The 15,158-nt window shown below is 58.5% G+C and carries 12 protein-coding genes; 8 read left to right on the plus strand and 4 right to left on the minus strand.

From position 1 onward, the window contains the following. Positions 1-11: 11 nt before the first annotated feature. Positions 12-371 carry a response regulator gene (locus BK660_RS00305; RefSeq protein ID WP_123431552.1) on the minus strand — a complete coding sequence of 120 codons (360 nt, stop codon included), beginning with the start codon at positions 369-371 and terminating at the stop codon, positions 12-14. A gap of 257 nt (positions 372-628) precedes the next feature. Between BK660_RS00305 and BK660_RS00310 the strand changes: the two genes are divergently transcribed. From BK660_RS00310 to BK660_RS00330, 5 genes are all read left to right on the plus strand, one after another. Beyond that, entirely contained in the window at positions 629-4,120 is a 3,492-nt protein-coding gene (locus tag BK660_RS00310; protein WP_123431553.1) for a response regulator, read from the plus strand. Beyond that, positions 4,120-4,953 (plus strand): CheR family methyltransferase, encoded by an 834-nt coding sequence (locus BK660_RS00315; protein ID WP_123431554.1) that lies wholly within the window; start codon positions 4,120-4,122, stop codon positions 4,951-4,953. The genes BK660_RS00310 and BK660_RS00315 overlap by 1 nt, the downstream gene beginning before the upstream one ends. Then, a complete protein-coding gene (locus BK660_RS00320; RefSeq protein WP_123431555.1) occupies positions 4,950-5,543 on the plus strand; it encodes a chemotaxis protein CheB in 594 nt (197 codons plus the stop codon). The genes BK660_RS00315 and BK660_RS00320 overlap by 4 nt, the downstream gene beginning before the upstream one ends. Further along, positions 5,537-6,718: a hybrid sensor histidine kinase/response regulator gene (locus tag BK660_RS00325; protein ID WP_123431556.1), complete on the plus strand. Its 1,182-nt coding sequence runs from the start codon at positions 5,537-5,539 to the stop codon at positions 6,716-6,718. The genes BK660_RS00320 and BK660_RS00325 overlap by 7 nt, the downstream gene beginning before the upstream one ends. Before the next feature lie 77 nt (positions 6,719-6,795). Then, positions 6,796-7,173, plus strand: coding sequence for a response regulator (locus tag BK660_RS00330; protein ID WP_123431557.1), 378 nt, complete (start codon positions 6,796-6,798; stop codon positions 7,171-7,173). 28 nt (positions 7,174-7,201) lie between these two features. On the opposite strand, the gene BK660_RS00335 is transcribed toward BK660_RS00330, so the two are convergent. From BK660_RS00335 to BK660_RS00345, 3 genes are all read right to left on the minus strand, one after another. Further along, positions 7,202-8,875: an ATP-binding protein gene (locus tag BK660_RS00335; protein WP_123431558.1), complete on the minus strand. Its 1,674-nt coding sequence runs from the start codon at positions 8,873-8,875 to the stop codon at positions 7,202-7,204. Beyond that, positions 8,872-10,374 carry an ATPase domain-containing protein gene (locus BK660_RS00340; RefSeq protein ID WP_123431559.1) on the minus strand — a complete coding sequence of 501 codons (1,503 nt, stop codon included), beginning with the start codon at positions 10,372-10,374 and terminating at the stop codon, positions 8,872-8,874. Before BK660_RS00340 ends, BK660_RS00335 begins: the two co-directional genes overlap by 4 nt. Before the next feature lie 132 nt (positions 10,375-10,506). Beyond that, entirely contained in the window at positions 10,507-11,562 is a 1,056-nt protein-coding gene (locus tag BK660_RS00345) for a tetratricopeptide repeat protein (RefSeq protein WP_123431560.1), read from the minus strand. Between the two features lie 184 nt (positions 11,563-11,746). Here BK660_RS00345 and BK660_RS00350 point away from each other — a divergent pair, with 184 nt between their 5' ends. Genes BK660_RS00350 through BK660_RS00360 form a run of 3 tightly spaced genes read left to right on the plus strand, consistent with a single transcriptional unit; the run spans position 11,747 to position 15,042 of the window. Further along, positions 11,747-13,882 (plus strand): FUSC family protein, encoded by a 2,136-nt coding sequence (locus tag BK660_RS00350; protein WP_123431561.1) that lies wholly within the window; start codon positions 11,747-11,749, stop codon positions 13,880-13,882. Then, the gene (locus tag BK660_RS00355; protein WP_007949274.1) at positions 13,872-14,072 is read left to right on the plus strand and encodes a DUF1656 domain-containing protein; all 201 of its coding nucleotides are present in this window, start codon (positions 13,872-13,874) and stop codon (positions 14,070-14,072) included. Before BK660_RS00350 ends, BK660_RS00355 begins: the two co-directional genes overlap by 11 nt. Before the next feature lie 4 nt (positions 14,073-14,076). Further along, entirely contained in the window at positions 14,077-15,042 is a 966-nt protein-coding gene (locus BK660_RS00360; RefSeq protein WP_123431562.1) for an HlyD family secretion protein, read from the plus strand. The last annotated feature ends 116 nt before the right edge of the window (positions 15,043-15,158 follow it).

A 15,158-nucleotide genomic window follows, 5' to 3' on the forward strand; every position in this document is an offset into this window, starting at 1 on the left:
GTACGAAGAAGTCAGGCAAGCATGGACTTCACCTTGTCTCGCAACTGATCAATCGAGAACGGCTTGCCGATCACTTCCATGCCTGCAGGTACATCGATGCTTTCGGCATAACCGCTGGCGAACAGGATGGGCAACTCAGGGCGCAGCATCCGCGCCTGGGTGGCCAGTTCCCGGCCGTCCATCACGGGCAGGCCGACATCGGTCATCATCAAGTCGATGTGCTGGTCTTCGTCGTTGAGAAACTCCAGCGCCTGTTCGCTGCCATCCGCCTCAAGAACTTTGAACTCCAGCTCCTCCAGCACGTCAACGATCAGCATGCGCACAATGGCATCGTCTTCGACTACTAATATGATGGATGCGTCGGCGGACATAGTGGGGCTCTCAAAGAATGAATTCAGGTGCCGGTCGAGAAAATCACCGGGTTCTTGCATGAGTAAGTGGCGGATCCCGACAAGTTCCCAACGCTGTGCAAAAAAGAATAGCTGCACAAGACGGCAAGGATAACCGCTCCCTTCGCGCTCGCGCAGCTAATTGCGGGGATTTACCCTGATACGTGGCAGAAAATTGGATCAACACGCCCTATATGGGGCAAACTCCATCATTTCGAACAGTTCGACAAGGCCTCCACATGACCACTGCGTCTTCGGTTGATGAGCAACGATTCCGCAAACTCCTGAGCCGTAACGTCAGCCTGCCATTGGGCGTGGGTCTCATCAGTGCGGTGTTTTTTGTCTCGCTGATCACTTATCTGCTGTCGGTGATCCAGTGGGTTGAACACACCGACCGGGTGATCAATAACACCAATGAAGCGGTCAAGCTCACCGTCGATCTGGAAACCGGCATGCGCGGTTATTTATTGACGGGTGACGATCACTTTCTTGAGCCCTACGAAACGGCCAAGCCGAGAATAGCGGTTGCTCTCGACACGTTGTTGGAACTCACCGCTGACAACCCGTCGCAGACTGATCGTTTGCGGCGTCTGCAAGCGTTGCAGACCGAGTGGGCGAGCTACGCGCAATCGATGATCGATTTGCAGCGTGCCAGTGGTGATTATCGCGGTGCGGTCAAGACCGGGCGCGGCAAGCGACTGACCGATGAAATTCGCAAGCAGTTCGAAGAAGTGATCGACATGGAGCAGCAGCTGCGCGCCACGCGCAACGACGAAGTGCGCCGTACCACGATCTGGAGCATCGCCCTGTACCTGCTTTTCGTCGCCAGTATCAGCGCCTTGCTGGCCTACATTGGCCGTCGCGATTTGCTTAATCTCTCGCAAATCTACAGTGCCAACCTCGCGGCGCAACAAGCCAGCGCCCTGCGTCTGGAACAACAAGCCTGGCTGCGAAACGGCCAGACCGAGCTGGCCGAGCAAGTGCTGGGGCAGTTGAGCCTCAATTTGTTGGGGCGCAATATTCTGCAGTTCTGCGCGCAGTACCTGGGCACGGCGGTCGCCGCCATTTATGTCCGCGAAGACCACGGCGGCCTCAAGCGCGTCGCGTCCTACGGCTTCTCGCGCGAGCAGGAAGAGCGCGATCAGCAGATCTACAGCGATGAGGGAATTGTCGGCCAGGTCGCGAACCAGGCCCGCCTGATTCGTCTGGATGCTGTGCCGAGCAACTATTTCAAGGTCAGCTCCGGCCTGGGCGAAGGCCTGCCGCACAGCGTGCTCGTGGTGCCGACCAGTGACGACGACCGGGTCAACGGTGTGATCGAACTGGGCTTCCTGCGTCCGTTGTCTGATCGTGACATCGAGTTGCTGGAGCTGATTGCCGGCAACATTGGCACCTCCATCGAGGCGGCACGCTATCGCCAGCGTTTGCAGGAAGTATTGGCCGAAACCCAGCAGCTCAACGAAGCGCTGCAAGTGCAGCAGGAAGAGCTGAAGACCGCCAACGAAGAACTCGAAGAACAGTCGCGGATTCTCAAGGAGTCCCAGGCACACCTGGAAACCCAGCAGGTGGAGCTTGAGCAGACCAACGAGCAGCTCGCCGAGCAGGCGCAGATCCTCGCAGACCAGCGCGATGCCATGGACCAGAAGAACACCGAGCTCAACCTGGCCCAGGTGCAGCTTGAGGACCGTGCCCTGGAGCTGCAGCGCTCCAGCAAGTACAAGTCCGAGTTCCTCGCCAACATGTCCCACGAACTGCGCACGCCGCTCAACAGTTCGTTGATCCTGGCCAAATTGCTCGCCGAAAACCCTCAGGAAAACCTCACCGCCGAGCAGGTGAAATTCGCCGAGTCGATTTATTCCGCCGGTAATGACTTGCTCAACCTGATCAACGACATCCTCGACATTTCCAAAGTCGAGGCCGGCAAGCTGGAGATGCGTCCGGAGAACGTCAGCGTCGAGCGTCTGGTCGACGGCTTGCGCGGGATGTTCGAGCCGATGGCGGCTGACAAGCACCTCGCGTTTCACGTCGAGTTGCAACCCGGTGCGCCGAAGATGCTTTTCACCGACCGCCAGCGTCTGGAACAAGTGATCAAGAACCTGCTGTCGAACGCGGTGAAATTCACCGAGAAGGGATCGGTCAGCTTTACTGTGGCCTCGCAACCGAATGATGGCGTGGCCTTCATCATCCGCGACTCGGGCATTGGTATCGCCGAAGACCAGCAGGACAGCATTTTCGAAGCGTTCCGCCAGGCTGACGGCACCACCAATCGCCGCTACGGCGGCACCGGCCTGGGCTTGTCGATTTCCCGGGACCTGGCCGCGTTGCTCGGTGGCTCGATCAGCGTCAACAGTGAACCAGGGCAGGGCAGTGTGTTCACACTGGTGTTGCCTCAGCAATACGTCGAGCCGGGCGACGAGCCTGTCGAGCCGATGCAGGCTTCACCCGTCGCAATCACTCCCCGCGCAGCACCGCCAGCGTTGGCGCCACTGGTTGCCCCGGTTGATATTCCCCGTTTCAACGACGACCGTAGCCAGGCGCCGTTCAAGACTCGGTGCATTCTGATCGTGGAGGATGAGCCGAATTTTGCGAACATTCTTTTCGATCTCGCGCATGAACTGGGCTATCAGTGCCTGGTCGCCCACGGGGCCGACGAAGGGTATGACCTGGCCAAGGAGTTCATTCCCGACGCCATTCTGCTGGACATGCGTCTGCCGGATCATTCCGGGCTGACCGTGCTGCAGCGCCTGAAAGAACACGCTGAAACCCGGCACATTCCGGTTCACGTGATTTCCGTTGAAGACCGGGTCGAGGCGGCCATGCACATGGGCGCCATCGGTTACGCGGTCAAGCCGACGACTCGCGAAGAGCTCAAGGATGTGTTCGCCCGCCTCGAAGCCAAGCTGACCCAGAAGGTCAAGCGCGTGCTGCTGGTGGAAGACGACGATTTGCAGCGCGACAGCATTGCCCGGCTGATTGGCGACGAGGATATTGAAATCACCGCGGTAGGCCTGGCTCAGGACGCGCTGGACCTGCTGCGCACGACGATTTTCGATTGCATGATCATCGACCTGAAATTGCCGGACATGCTCGGCAACGACTTGCTCAAGCGCATGTCCACGGAAGACATCTGTTCGTTCCCGCCGGTGATTGTCTACACCGGGCGCAACCTGACCCGCGATGAAGAGACCGAACTGCGCAAGTATTCGCGCTCGATCATTATCAAAGGCGCGCGTTCGCCTGAGCGTTTGCTGGACGAGGTCACACTCTTTCTGCACAAAGTCGAATCGAAGTTGTCCCATGATCGGCAGAGGATGCTCAAGACCGCGCGCAGCCGCGACAAGGTCTTCGAGGGTCGCAAGGTGCTGCTGGTGGACGACGATGTACGCAACATCTTCGCCCTCACCAGCGCACTGGAGCAAAAGGGCGCAGTCGTGGTCATTGGCCGAAACGGTCGTGAAGCGATTGAAAGGTTGAATGAAGTCGAGGACATCGATCTGGTGTTGATGGACGTGATGATGCCGGAGATGGATGGCTTCGAAGCCACTATCGAGATCCGCAAGGACCCGCGCTGGCGCAAGCTGCCGATCATTGCGGTGACGGCCAAGGCCATGAAGGATGATCAGGAGCGCTGCCTGCAGGCCGGCTCCAATGATTACCTGGCCAAACCTATCGACCTGGATCGCCTGTTCTCGCTGATTCGCGTGTGGTTGCCGAAGATGGAACGTATTTAGTGGAAGGCCTTTATTCCGTGGAGCGAAACAGCGACATCGAATTGCGCTTGTTGATCGAGGCAATTTACCTCAAGTACAGCTACGACTTTCGCGACTACTCCGGCGCTTCGATCAAGCGTCGGGTGAGTCATGCGCTGGTTCAATTCGAGTGCAATACCATCTCGGCCTTGCAAGAAAAGGTCCTGCACGACCCGACTGCGTTCATGCAGTTGCTGCAACTGCTGACGATCCCGGTCAGCGAGATGTTCCGTGACCCTTCGCACTTCCTTGCGATCCGCAAGGAAGTGGTGCCGCTGCTCAAGACCTATCCCTCGATCAAGATCTGGATTGCCGGGTGCAGTACCGGCGAAGAGGTCTATTCGATGGCGATTCTGCTGCGTGAAGAAGGCTTGCTGGACCGCACCATCATTTATGCCACCGACATCAACCCGCGCTCGCTGGACAAGGCCCGGCAAGGGATTTTCTCCATGGAGAATGTCCGGGCCTACACTGCTAATTACCAACAGGCAGGTGGCCAGTGTTCATTCGCCGACTACTACACGGCGGCCTATGGCTACGCCATTTTCGACAAGAGTCTGTGCGAGAACGTGACCTTCGCCGATCATAGTCTGGCGACTGACAGCGTCTTTTCAGAGACTCAATTAATTTCGTGTCGTAACGTATTGATTTATTTTAATAAAAAACTTCAGGATCGTGCCTTCGGATTGTTTCATGAGTCGCTATGTCATCGGGGTTTCCTGGTATTGGGCAGTAAAGAAACCCCGGATTTTTCGGCCTTCGGCGACCAGTTCGAGCCGTTGGTCAAACAAGAACGGATCTACCGAAAATCATGAACAACGCTGCAACTGTTCCTTCAATTGAAGCCATCGCGATCGGCGCTTCGGCCGGCGGCGTAGAGGCGTTGCTCGCTATTCTCGGCCCGCTGCGCGAAGGTTTCGCGCTGCCGATCATCGTCGTGTTGCACCTGCCCGACGAGCGTCGCAGTCTGTTGGCCGAAGTGTTTGCCCGCCGGGTTTCGATGCCTGTTCGGGAGGCGACTGATAAAACCCGGATTGAAGCCGGCACCTTGTATTTCGCCACACCCGGTTATCACTTGTCGGTGGAGCATGACCGCAGCTTCTCGTTGAGCCTGGAAGATCGCGTCCACCATTCGCGACCTGCCATCGATTACCTGTTCGAGTCCGCTGCCGACACCTACGGTTCAGCCCTGGCCGCCGTGTTACTGACCGGGGCCAACCGTGACGGCGCCCGTGGTTTGTCTCACGTCAAACGTCGCGGTGGCATGACCGTCGTGCAAGACCCGAATGAAGCCCAGGTCGCCACCATGCCCCAGGCGGCGCTGGATATTCATGAGCCAGACCATATTCTCCCTATCTGCGGCATCGGCCGTCTGCTTGTCGAGCTGGAACGAATAGCATGCTAAGTAACATCCAAGCCAAACTGCTGATCGTCGACGATCTGCCGGAGAACCTGCTGGCGCTCGAGGCGCTGATCAAGCGTGAAGACCGCATGGTCTACAAAGCGTTGTCCGCCGATGAAGCCTTGTCGCTGCTGCTGCAGCACGAATTTGCCATCGCGATTCTCGATGTACAGATGCCCGGCATGAACGGCTTCGAGTTGGCCGAATTGATGCGCGGCACGGAAAAAACCAAAAACATCCCGATTGTGTTCGTTAGCGCTGCCGGCCGGGAGTTGAACTACGCGTTCAAAGGCTACGAAAGCGGGGCGGTGGACTTCCTGCACAAGCCGTTGGACATTCACGCGGTCAAGAGCAAGGTCAATGTGTTCGTGGATCTTTATCGCCAGAGCAAAGCGATGAAGCAGCAGGTTGAAGCGCTGGAGCAGAGTCGTCGCGAGCAGGAAGCGTTACTCAAGCAATTGCAGAGCACTCAGCTGGAGCTGGAGCAAGCGGTGCGCATGCGCGATGACTTCATGTCGATTGTCGCCCACGAAGTGCGCACGCCGCTCAATGGCCTGATCCTTGAAACCCAGTTGCGCAAGATGCACCTGGCCCGGGATAACGCCTCGGCGTTCACCCTCGACAAAATGCACGCCATGGTCGACCGCGACGAGCGGCAGATCAAGAGCCTGATCCGCCTGATCGAAGACATGCTGGATGTGTCGCGCATTCGCACCGGTAAGCTGTCGATCCGTCCGAACCGATTTGACCTGGTGCAATTGGTCAGCAATCTGCTGAATAACTTCAAGCCGCAAGTCGAGGCCGCCGAGTGTTCCACGCGCTTTACTGCCGAACAGCCAGTGGTCGGCAACTGGGATGAATTTCGCATCGAGCAAGTGATTTCAAATCTGCTCACCAACGCCTTGCGTTATGGTGGCAAAAGCCAGATCGATGTGCGGGTTTACGTGCAGGACGGTCAGGCGCGGGTCGAGGTGCAGGATCAAGGGATCGGCATCAGTGAAGAAAACCAGAAGCGTATTTTTCAACAGTTCGAGCGTGTTTCCGCCAAGACCGTTGTCGCGGGGCTGGGGCTTGGACTGTTTATTTCAGAGCAAATTGTCGCTGCCCATGGCGGCTCCATCGCCGTCGAGAGCAAAATCAACGAAGGCGCCTTATTTCGCGTCTGTCTGCCGCTTTAGGAAATGAGCCAGATAAACGCAACCTCTGAGCGACCCCACGGTCGTATCAGCAGCTATTGACCGAACAAAGGCTTCCCATGAGTGAAGATGCGCAAGATGTAGTACTCATTGTCGAGGATGACCCCTCGATTCTGATGGTGTTGTCCGCTTACTTGTCGGGTGAAGGTTACCGGGTGCTGCAAGCCGAAAACGGCGAGCAGGCCTTCGAAATTCTGGCGAGCAAGCCGCACCTGGACATGATGATCACTGACTTCCGTCTGCCCGGCGGGATTTCCGGCGTGCAGATCGCCGAACCTGCCGTGAAATTGCGACCGGAACTCAAAGTGATTTTTATCAGCGGTTATGCGCAGGAAGTCCGCGAGACGGACAGCCCTATCACCAAAAGAGCGCCGATCCTGGACAAACCATTCGACCTGAATGAACTGCAAGAGCTCATGCAGCAAATGCTGTCCTGAGCTCGTTGCCATAGGTAATCAAGGCGCATCAGATACTGATCATCTCCCGCACCTTTGCCGTCAGCAGGTCAAAGGTGAAGGGTTTGGTGATCATCTGCATGCCGGGGTCGAGGAAACCACCCCGCACGGCCGCGTGTTCGGCATAGCCGGTAATGAACAGCACTTTAAGGTCAGGTCGATACTGCCGACCGATTTCCGCCAGTTGCCGACCATTCATTCCCGGCAGCCCGACATCACTGATCAACAGATCGATCCGTTGCGCAGAATCCAGAATCGGCACCGCGCTGTCGGCGTCACTGGCCTCCACGAAGGCATACCCCAACTCACTCAACACGGCACTCACCAGCACGCGAACCGCCGGATCGTCTTCGACAATCAATACGGTTTCGCCGTCCTGGGCGTAAGGCGCCTGCTGGATGTCGAGCAGGTTTTCCTCGGCCAGGTCCCCGCCGCTGTAACGCGGCAAATACACACTCACCGACGTACCGTGACCCACTTCGCTGTCGATCGTGACGTGACCGTGGGACTGCTTGCTGAACCCGTAAATCATCGACAACCCCAACCCGGTGCCCTGACCAATCGGCTTGGTCGTAAAGAACGGGTCAAAGGCGCGGCTGATCGTGCTTTCGGGCATGCCGCAGCCAGTGTCGGTAACGCGCAGCACCACGTAATCACCGGGTAGCAGATTGCCTTGGGCCGCAACGAACCCCGCGTCGAGTTTTTGATTGGACGTATTGACCACCAGCGTGCCGCCTTCGGGCATGGCATCGCGGGCGTTGAGCACGAGGTTGAGCAGGGCGCTTTCGAGTTGATTGGGGTCGGCCTCGGCCACCCACAAGTCATCGCTCAACTGCATGTCCAGATGAATACTTTCATTGATGCTGCGTTGCAGCAGTTCGCCCATGGACACCACCAGTGTGTTCATTTCCACGGGTTTGGAATCCAGTGACTGACGGCGCGAGAATGCCAGCAGCCGGTGAGTCAGGCCGGCGGCGCGGTTGGCCGAGGTCACGCCCAGGTCGATCAAGCCGTCGAGGTCCTCGGTGCGTCCTCTCGCGAGGCGCCGTCGCAGCAACTCAAGGCTGCCGATGATGCCGGTCAGCATGTTATTGAAGTCATGGGCGATGCCGCCGGTGAGTTGGCCGACCGCTTCCATCTTCTGGGATTGTCTGAGGGCTTCTTCGTTGTGGCGCAACTGTGCAGTGCGTTCCTCGACCTGTTGTTCGAGGGTTTCCAGGGTGTTTTGCAGGCGCAGTTCACTTTGGCTCAGATCGATCAACCGGTCCCTGGCTTCATACTGTCGTCGACGGCCGCGCAATGCGGTGGTGACGAGGCTGATCAAGGTCACCGGGTGAAAAGGGCGCTCAAGGAACGTGACATTGCCTAATTGTGGACCGAGCCGCGACGCAGGGTTCTGCTCCGGACCACCATGGTGGGTCAGCAGGACGATCGGCAGATCGGACCAGGCCGGTTGCTGGTCGATCAGACCCCGCAGAGGGTCAAGATCACAGCCCATCAGGGCTTCTGAAGAAATCAGCAGCAGACCGGCACCTTTGACCAACTCGCCGCACAGCGCCACCAGATCACGGGTCACAATGCCCTCGAATCCCGCCTCGTTGAGCATCATCAGCGCAATCTGGCTGTCGCGTCCCAAGGGCGCGAGAATAATCGCGCGCTCGGACGTCGCCTCGACAATACTCACCGGACATCGTCCTTGAGCAGCGGCTGGCTGGCGCCCAGATAGGTCGGCACGCCGCGCAATACACCCTGGAACGCATCCAAAGGCTCACCAATCGTCATGCCCTGGCTACCGATGCGGTATTCGCGAATGGTCGATTCGTGGCTGCCGGTACGTTTCTTGATGATCGATATCGCCCGGCGAACCTTGCCCAGGGCTTCGAAGTAACGCAACAGAATCACCGTGTCAGCCAGGTACGTGATATCGACCGGCGCTTGCATGTCACCGACCAGTCCATGCTGAGCGACTGTCATGAACGTCGCAGCGCCTCGGCGATTGAGGTACAGCAGCAACTCGTGCATGTGCAGCACCAGCGCGTTTTCCTCAGGCATCGCGGCCTGATAGCCGTTAATGCTGTCGATCACCACGGTTTTGATTTGACGCTCATCGACACAGCGGCGCACGCGGTGAGAGAACTCGCCAGGGGACAATTCGGCGGCGTCGACTTGCTCGATCAGCAGGTTGCCGGTGTCTTGCAGGGCCTGCAGGTCGATGCCCATGTTTTTCATGCGCTCGAACAGCAGCCCCAGCTCTTCGTCGAAGATGAACAATGCTGCTTTTTCGCCACGGGCCACGGCGGCAGCGGCGAAGATCATCGAGATCAGAGATTTACCGGTACCGGCCGGACCCAGAATCAGCGTGCTGGAACCTGTCTCGATACCGCCGCCGAGCAGGGCGTCCATTTCCCTGATGCTGCTGGTCAACTGTTGGCGGATATAGCCACCGCGGTGTTCGGCCGCGACCAGACGCGGGAATACGTGCACGCCGTCGCCCATGATGGTGAAGTCATGAAAGCCGCCGCGATACTTCTGGCCGCGGTACTTCACCACGCGGATGCGACGGCGTTCGGCGCCATAGTTCGGCGTCAGTTCTTCGAGGCGAATCACACCATGCGCGACGCTGTGTACGGTTTTATCGAGGGATTCGGTGGTCAGGTCATCCAGCAACAGCACGGTGGCGTCGTAACGCACAAAGTAGTGTTTGATCGCCAGGATCTGCCGGCGATAACGCAATGAACTCTGGGCCAACAGGCGGATTTCGGACAGGCTGTCGAGTACCACACGCGTCGGTTTGACCCGCTCGACCACTTCAAAAATCTGCTTGGTGGCTTCACCCAGTTCCAGGTCCGAGGAGTACAGCAGGCTTTGCTGGTGCTCGGCGTTGAGCAGGCTTTCTGGCGGGGTCAGCTCGAAGATGTGGATGTTCTTATCCAGCTCCCAGCCGTGGGACAGCGCGCCTTGACGCAGCTCACGTTCGGTTTCTGACAGAGTGATGTACAACGAGCGTTCGCCGGCTCGAGCGCCGGCCAACAGGAAATGCAAAGCAACGGTGGTTTTGCCGGTACCGGGTTCGCCCTCCAGCAAAAATACATGTCCACGAGACAAGCCTCCGGCCAGGATGTCATCCAGACCTTCGATGCCGGTGGCGGCTTTTGCACTGAACAGCTCGGTTGATGTAGACAAGAAAAACCCTCTCATGACCAGGGGAAGCGAGGCAGCAGGCTTGAGGTGCCTGTTGGGACTGCCTGTTCTCTTGACCTTTGGCCGTGACGAGGGTTCCCACTATTTGCGGGGCAGCTGCTACAGAGGGGAGTGTTACAAACCTTGCTGCAATGCGGGGTCATCCGGGTTGAGCTGTTCCAGCTGCGCCAACAGGATCTGCACGTTCTGCAACTGGCCGCTTTCTTTCCAGTAATTGATCAGCAGTACGCGCGCCTTGCGGTCGGATGGGTGGCGCTGGACGATCTCTTGCAACTGCTTCTGCGCGGCTTCCAGCTCCTGCTCAAGGTGCAAGGTGGTTGCCAGGTCATAGCGATAATCCTTGTTGTCGGGCTCCAGCTCCACGGCTTTGGAAAGGCCGAGCACGGCAAACTCACTTTGTCCGTGGTGCAGCAACCAGAGCCCGAGGGCATGTTGCAGGTAGGCCGAGTCGGGTTGCGCTTTCAGCTGTTTGGCCAGCAACTGGCGTGCGGCATCGCTTTGACCTTGCCGGTCGAGCACATCGATTTGCATCACCAGCGCCGGCAGGTTGCCGGGGTCTAGCTGTAGTGTGCGGTCCAGCGCTTCTTGTGCCTCTTTCAATTCGGCGTTGTGCAAGTGCAGGCGCGCCAATTGGTATTGGTTTTGCGCGCTCGGCGGCTGACTTTTCAGGGCCAGTTCCCAGGCATCGATGGCTTGCTCCAGCGGCGCGAAATATAAGCCCAAGTCATCCGGCGACAATCCCAGCAGTGCATTGACGGCGGCAAATCGTACGCTTTCTACGCTGTCATCGAGCAATGGGCCGATCAACAGGCTGCGTTGCCCAGAGGCCACCAGGCCGCTGATGCTCTTGATCGCGGCGATTCGTACGTTTTCATCAGGATGTTGCAGGTCCGCATCCGCCAGTTTCAGGGCCTGCGGGCTTGGGTAGTTGGGGAGTTCGGCATGCAGCCAGATGCGCCGCTTGGGGGACAGGTCAGGGCGAGCCAATTGCTGGTACAGCACCCGTGCGGCACCCGGCTGACCGGAGCGTGCCTGGGTCAACGCTTCGCTGTAACCGCGTTTGATCGCTTCGGGCACTTCAGGCGTTGTGCTGCGCAGGAACAACCAGGCAATAACGATGGCAAACAGTACACAGAGACTGATGAGCAAGTAGCGGCGGGACTGGGGCATGCAGGAATCCGGGGGCTGGCAAGCTTTTGCAAAGGTCGTCAGCTTCGGTCAGGTGGGGCTGTGAGTCAAATCCCGAGGTGGCTCAATGTCGACGATTTTGCCTACGGGCTCCGTCGACATTGAAACCTGTCGGGGCCTTGAAGCAGTGACTACGCTTGCTGGATACGAACCGAAGAGTGCTCCCATGCAACCGCTGCTTCAATACTTCAAGGCAATCCTCAACCCCGGGCCCGGGGTACTGCTGTTTGCCTTGAGAACCATTGTGGCCGGGCTGCTGACACTGTACCTGGCCTTCCTGTTCGACCTCGATCAACCCAAGTGGTCGATCATGGCGGTGGTCATCGTCAGCCAGCCATTAGGAGGCATGGCACTGGCGCGCAGTCTCGGTCAGGTCATCGGCACCACCCTGGGCGCGGTCGCAGCGGTCGTGATCATGGCGATATTCCCCCAGGCGCCACTGCCTTTCATCATTACTTTGGCGTTGTGGCTGGCGCTGTGCACCGCCGGTGGCACACTGTTGCGCTACACCAGTTCCCAAGCCTTTGTGCTCAGTGGTTACACGGCAGTGGTGGTGGCGCTGTTGGCCGTGCCTGATCAGGACGGCACCTTCCTGCTGGCGGTGACGCGCTTGACCGAGACGCTGCTGGCGGTGGCGTGTGTCTGCGTCGTCAGCCTGCTGACCGCACGCCCCGAGACCGTGGCCCGGAGCTACTTCGCCAAGATCGATCAGGTGATCAAGTTGCTGGCGACTCACGCCGCGGCGGTCATTCGAACCGAAGAGAGCGAAGCCGATTTTCATCGCAGGCAAATGCAGTTGCTAGGCGAAATCAGCGTCCTTGAAGGATTGCGCCGGCACCTTTACTACGATGCCCCCCGATTGCGCAGCGCCGATGGCCTGGTGCAGCTGCTGGGAAACCAATTGGTGTTGCTGACCTCCCGGTTGACGGCGCTGCGCCACCAGCGTGAGTTGCTGGCCGAGCGCTGGGAGGGTGAATTGCCCCTGGAAATACAGCATTTACGCGCCGAAGAACTCACGTTTCTTGATGAACTGGCCGAAAAGGGCCGCTCGCTATCGGCCGATGCTCGTCATCATTTTTCGGCGTTGCAACAACGCTTTGATGATCAGGCTTACAAGGCAGAACAACTGACCGAAACAATGCCGGCCACATTGCGCTCGCTGGCGTGGGCCCTGCGCTGGGAGCAGGCGCGGTTGTTACAGCAACTGGAACAGATTCTGGAGCTGAGCGACGCCATTCAGGAGGAACGCCAGGCCAGCTGCGTCTACCGGGGACAGGCGAATCCGCTGCATCTGGATTTCACCCTGGCGGGGATGAACGCCATTCGAGCCTTTATTGCATTACTGGTGGCCGGACTGATCTGGATCGAGACCGGCTGGGACGGAGCGCGGGGCGGGATGGTGCTGGTCGGGATACTTTGTTCGCTGATGGCAACGTTCCCCAGACCGCTGTTGGCGGCGCAAAGCTATGCAAGAGGGCTATTCCTGGCGTTGATTGTGTCGGCGCTTTACCAATTCATGCTGGTGCCGATGATCAGTGATTTCGAGCTGATGGCCTTGCTGTTGGCGCCGTTGCTGTATGCGGTCGCGGTAGGTCTCTCCGCGCCGGCGACCACCGGGACGGGCATCGGTCTTGGGTTGTCGACCTTTCTCTTGCTGGGGCCGCAAAATGTGGGGATCGGCCAGAACAGTGCGAGTCAGTGGTTCGAGTTTGCCGGAGCCTATGTCAGCGCAACGGTCCTGGCATTGAGCGTCTTCGCCTTGATCTTCCCGTTCAGGCCTGTTCTGCGGATTCGCCGGCTGTTCAAGGAAAACGCAGAGCAGGTCTACACCTTGATGAAGACGCCGGCCACCGATGCACAGCAATTTGCCTTCGAAAGCCGCATGGTCGATCGACTGACCATGATGCTGGGGCTATTACCTGCGACCAGCGATAAGCAGTCTCGCGAACTGTTTCAGGTCAGCCTCGGGTGCATGGCTCTGGGTGTTGCGTTGAACCAGCTCAGGCAACAGGGGCAGGGCAATACCTTGTTGAGTTCGCAGCAACAGCAACGGTTGTTGGCTGCGGTCCGCGATTGCGCAAGATGGGTGGCCGGGCGGTCCGGGACTGACTCCGATCGGCTGCTGGGGGAATTGCGCGTCCTTGGCGACGAGCTGGACGACCTGCATCTGATGGTTCACGAGCACCTGTGGTCGGTGTTCCGAATGCGCGTGGCGCTGCTGATCGTGGAGTCGTTCGTGCGGCGATATCGCGAGTACTTTCAACCCGTAGTCGCAGAAGGAGTGCCAGCCCTTGCCCATTGATTTTGAACTGGGTGGCGTGTACTTGCCGCCCATCGCCCAGGCGCTGTTATTGGCGTTGCCGATTTTTCTGGCGCTGGACTGGGGGTTGCGCCGCCTCGGTGTGCTGCGTTTCGTCTGGCATGAAGCTTTATTCGAGGGCGCGTTGTATGCCTGCGTGTGCGCAACGCTGATTCTGGTAATGGGAGCCTGATGCCTTGAAGAAATTCCTTCCCCGACTCGCCACACTGATCGTTGTACTGCTGGCTTTCATTCTTGGCTGGTTTGCCTGGGAGCATTACACACGTGCCCCCTGGACCCGGGATGCACGGGTTCGCGCTGACGTGGTGACGCTGTCTGCCGATGTCTCGGGGCGCATCGTCAAGCTGAGCGTTCAAGACAACCAGCATGTTGAAAAAGGCCAGTTGCTGCTGGAAATCGACCCGGCTCGCTACACCCTGGCAGTGGAGCATTCCAAACGCTCGGTGGAAGTGGCGAAAGCTTCACTGGGGCAATCACAGGCGGCAATTGTGGCCAGCGAAGCGTTACTCAAGCAGCGGCAGAGCGAAGAACGACGCCGACGCACGTTGAAGGAACGCTCGGCCGTCTCTGGCGAAGAGTGGGAAAAAGCCAGCACGGACGTGTCCGTGGCAGAAGCCGATCTACTGCGTAACCAGGCCATCCTGGTGCTGGCCCAGGCCAATGTGCAACTGGCCATCGCGGCATTGACCCAGTCCGAACTGGACTTGCAGCGCACTCGGGTTGAATCGCCCGTCACCGGTTTTGTCACCAACCTGCTGACCCGTCAGGGCGACTATGCCTCCGCTGGCAGCCCGTTGTTGGCACTGGTGGACAGCGATTCGTTTTATGTCAGCGGTTACTTCGAAGAGACCAAGCTGCCGCGAATCTCAGAGGGCGACCGGGTCGATATCCAGTTAATGAGTGGCGAATCCTTTGGCGGCACCGTGCAAAGCATCGCTTTCGCCATCGCCGACCGTGAAAACCTGCCGGGCGGACGCTTGCTGGCCAACATCAACCCCAGCTACACCTGGGTCAAACTGGCGCAACGGGTGCCGGTACGGATAAAGATTGATGATGACTATGCCGGCAAAAACCTCCTGCGCGCCGGAACAACAGCGACCGTAACCGTCCGCGAAAACCGCAACGATAAGGAAGCCCACTAACCCATGTGGGAGCGAGCCTGCTCGCGAAAGCAGAGTATCAGACGACATTGATGTTGAATTTGCCGTCCTCTTCGCGAGCAGGCTCGCTCCCACAGTGGGGCGTGGTGGTTTCAAGA

This window comes from Pseudomonas brassicacearum, from assembly GCF_003732265.1.
Taxonomy (GTDB): domain Bacteria; phylum Pseudomonadota; class Gammaproteobacteria; order Pseudomonadales; family Pseudomonadaceae; genus Aquipseudomonas; species Aquipseudomonas brassicacearum_D.

What these genes read in the sequence shown, in the direction of transcription:
- BK660_RS00305 (WP_123431552.1), bottom strand. Translation starts at nt 371, where the DNA reads ATGTCCGCCGACGCATCCATCATATTAGTAGTCGAAGACGATGCCATT.
- BK660_RS00310 (WP_123431553.1), top strand. Translation starts at nt 629, where the DNA reads ATGACCACTGCGTCTTCGGTTGATGAGCAACGATTCCGCAAACTCCTG.
- BK660_RS00320 (WP_123431555.1), top strand. Translation starts at nt 4,950, where the DNA reads ATGAACAACGCTGCAACTGTTCCTTCAATTGAAGCCATCGCGATCGGC.
- BK660_RS00325 (WP_123431556.1), top strand. Translation starts at nt 5,537, where the DNA reads ATGCTAAGTAACATCCAAGCCAAACTGCTGATCGTCGACGATCTGCCG.
- BK660_RS00330 (WP_123431557.1), top strand. Translation starts at nt 6,796, where the DNA reads ATGAGTGAAGATGCGCAAGATGTAGTACTCATTGTCGAGGATGACCCC.
- BK660_RS00345 (WP_123431560.1), bottom strand. Translation starts at nt 11,562, where the DNA reads ATGCCCCAGTCCCGCCGCTACTTGCTCATCAGTCTCTGTGTACTGTTT.
- BK660_RS00350 (WP_123431561.1), top strand. Translation starts at nt 11,747, where the DNA reads ATGCAACCGCTGCTTCAATACTTCAAGGCAATCCTCAACCCCGGGCCC.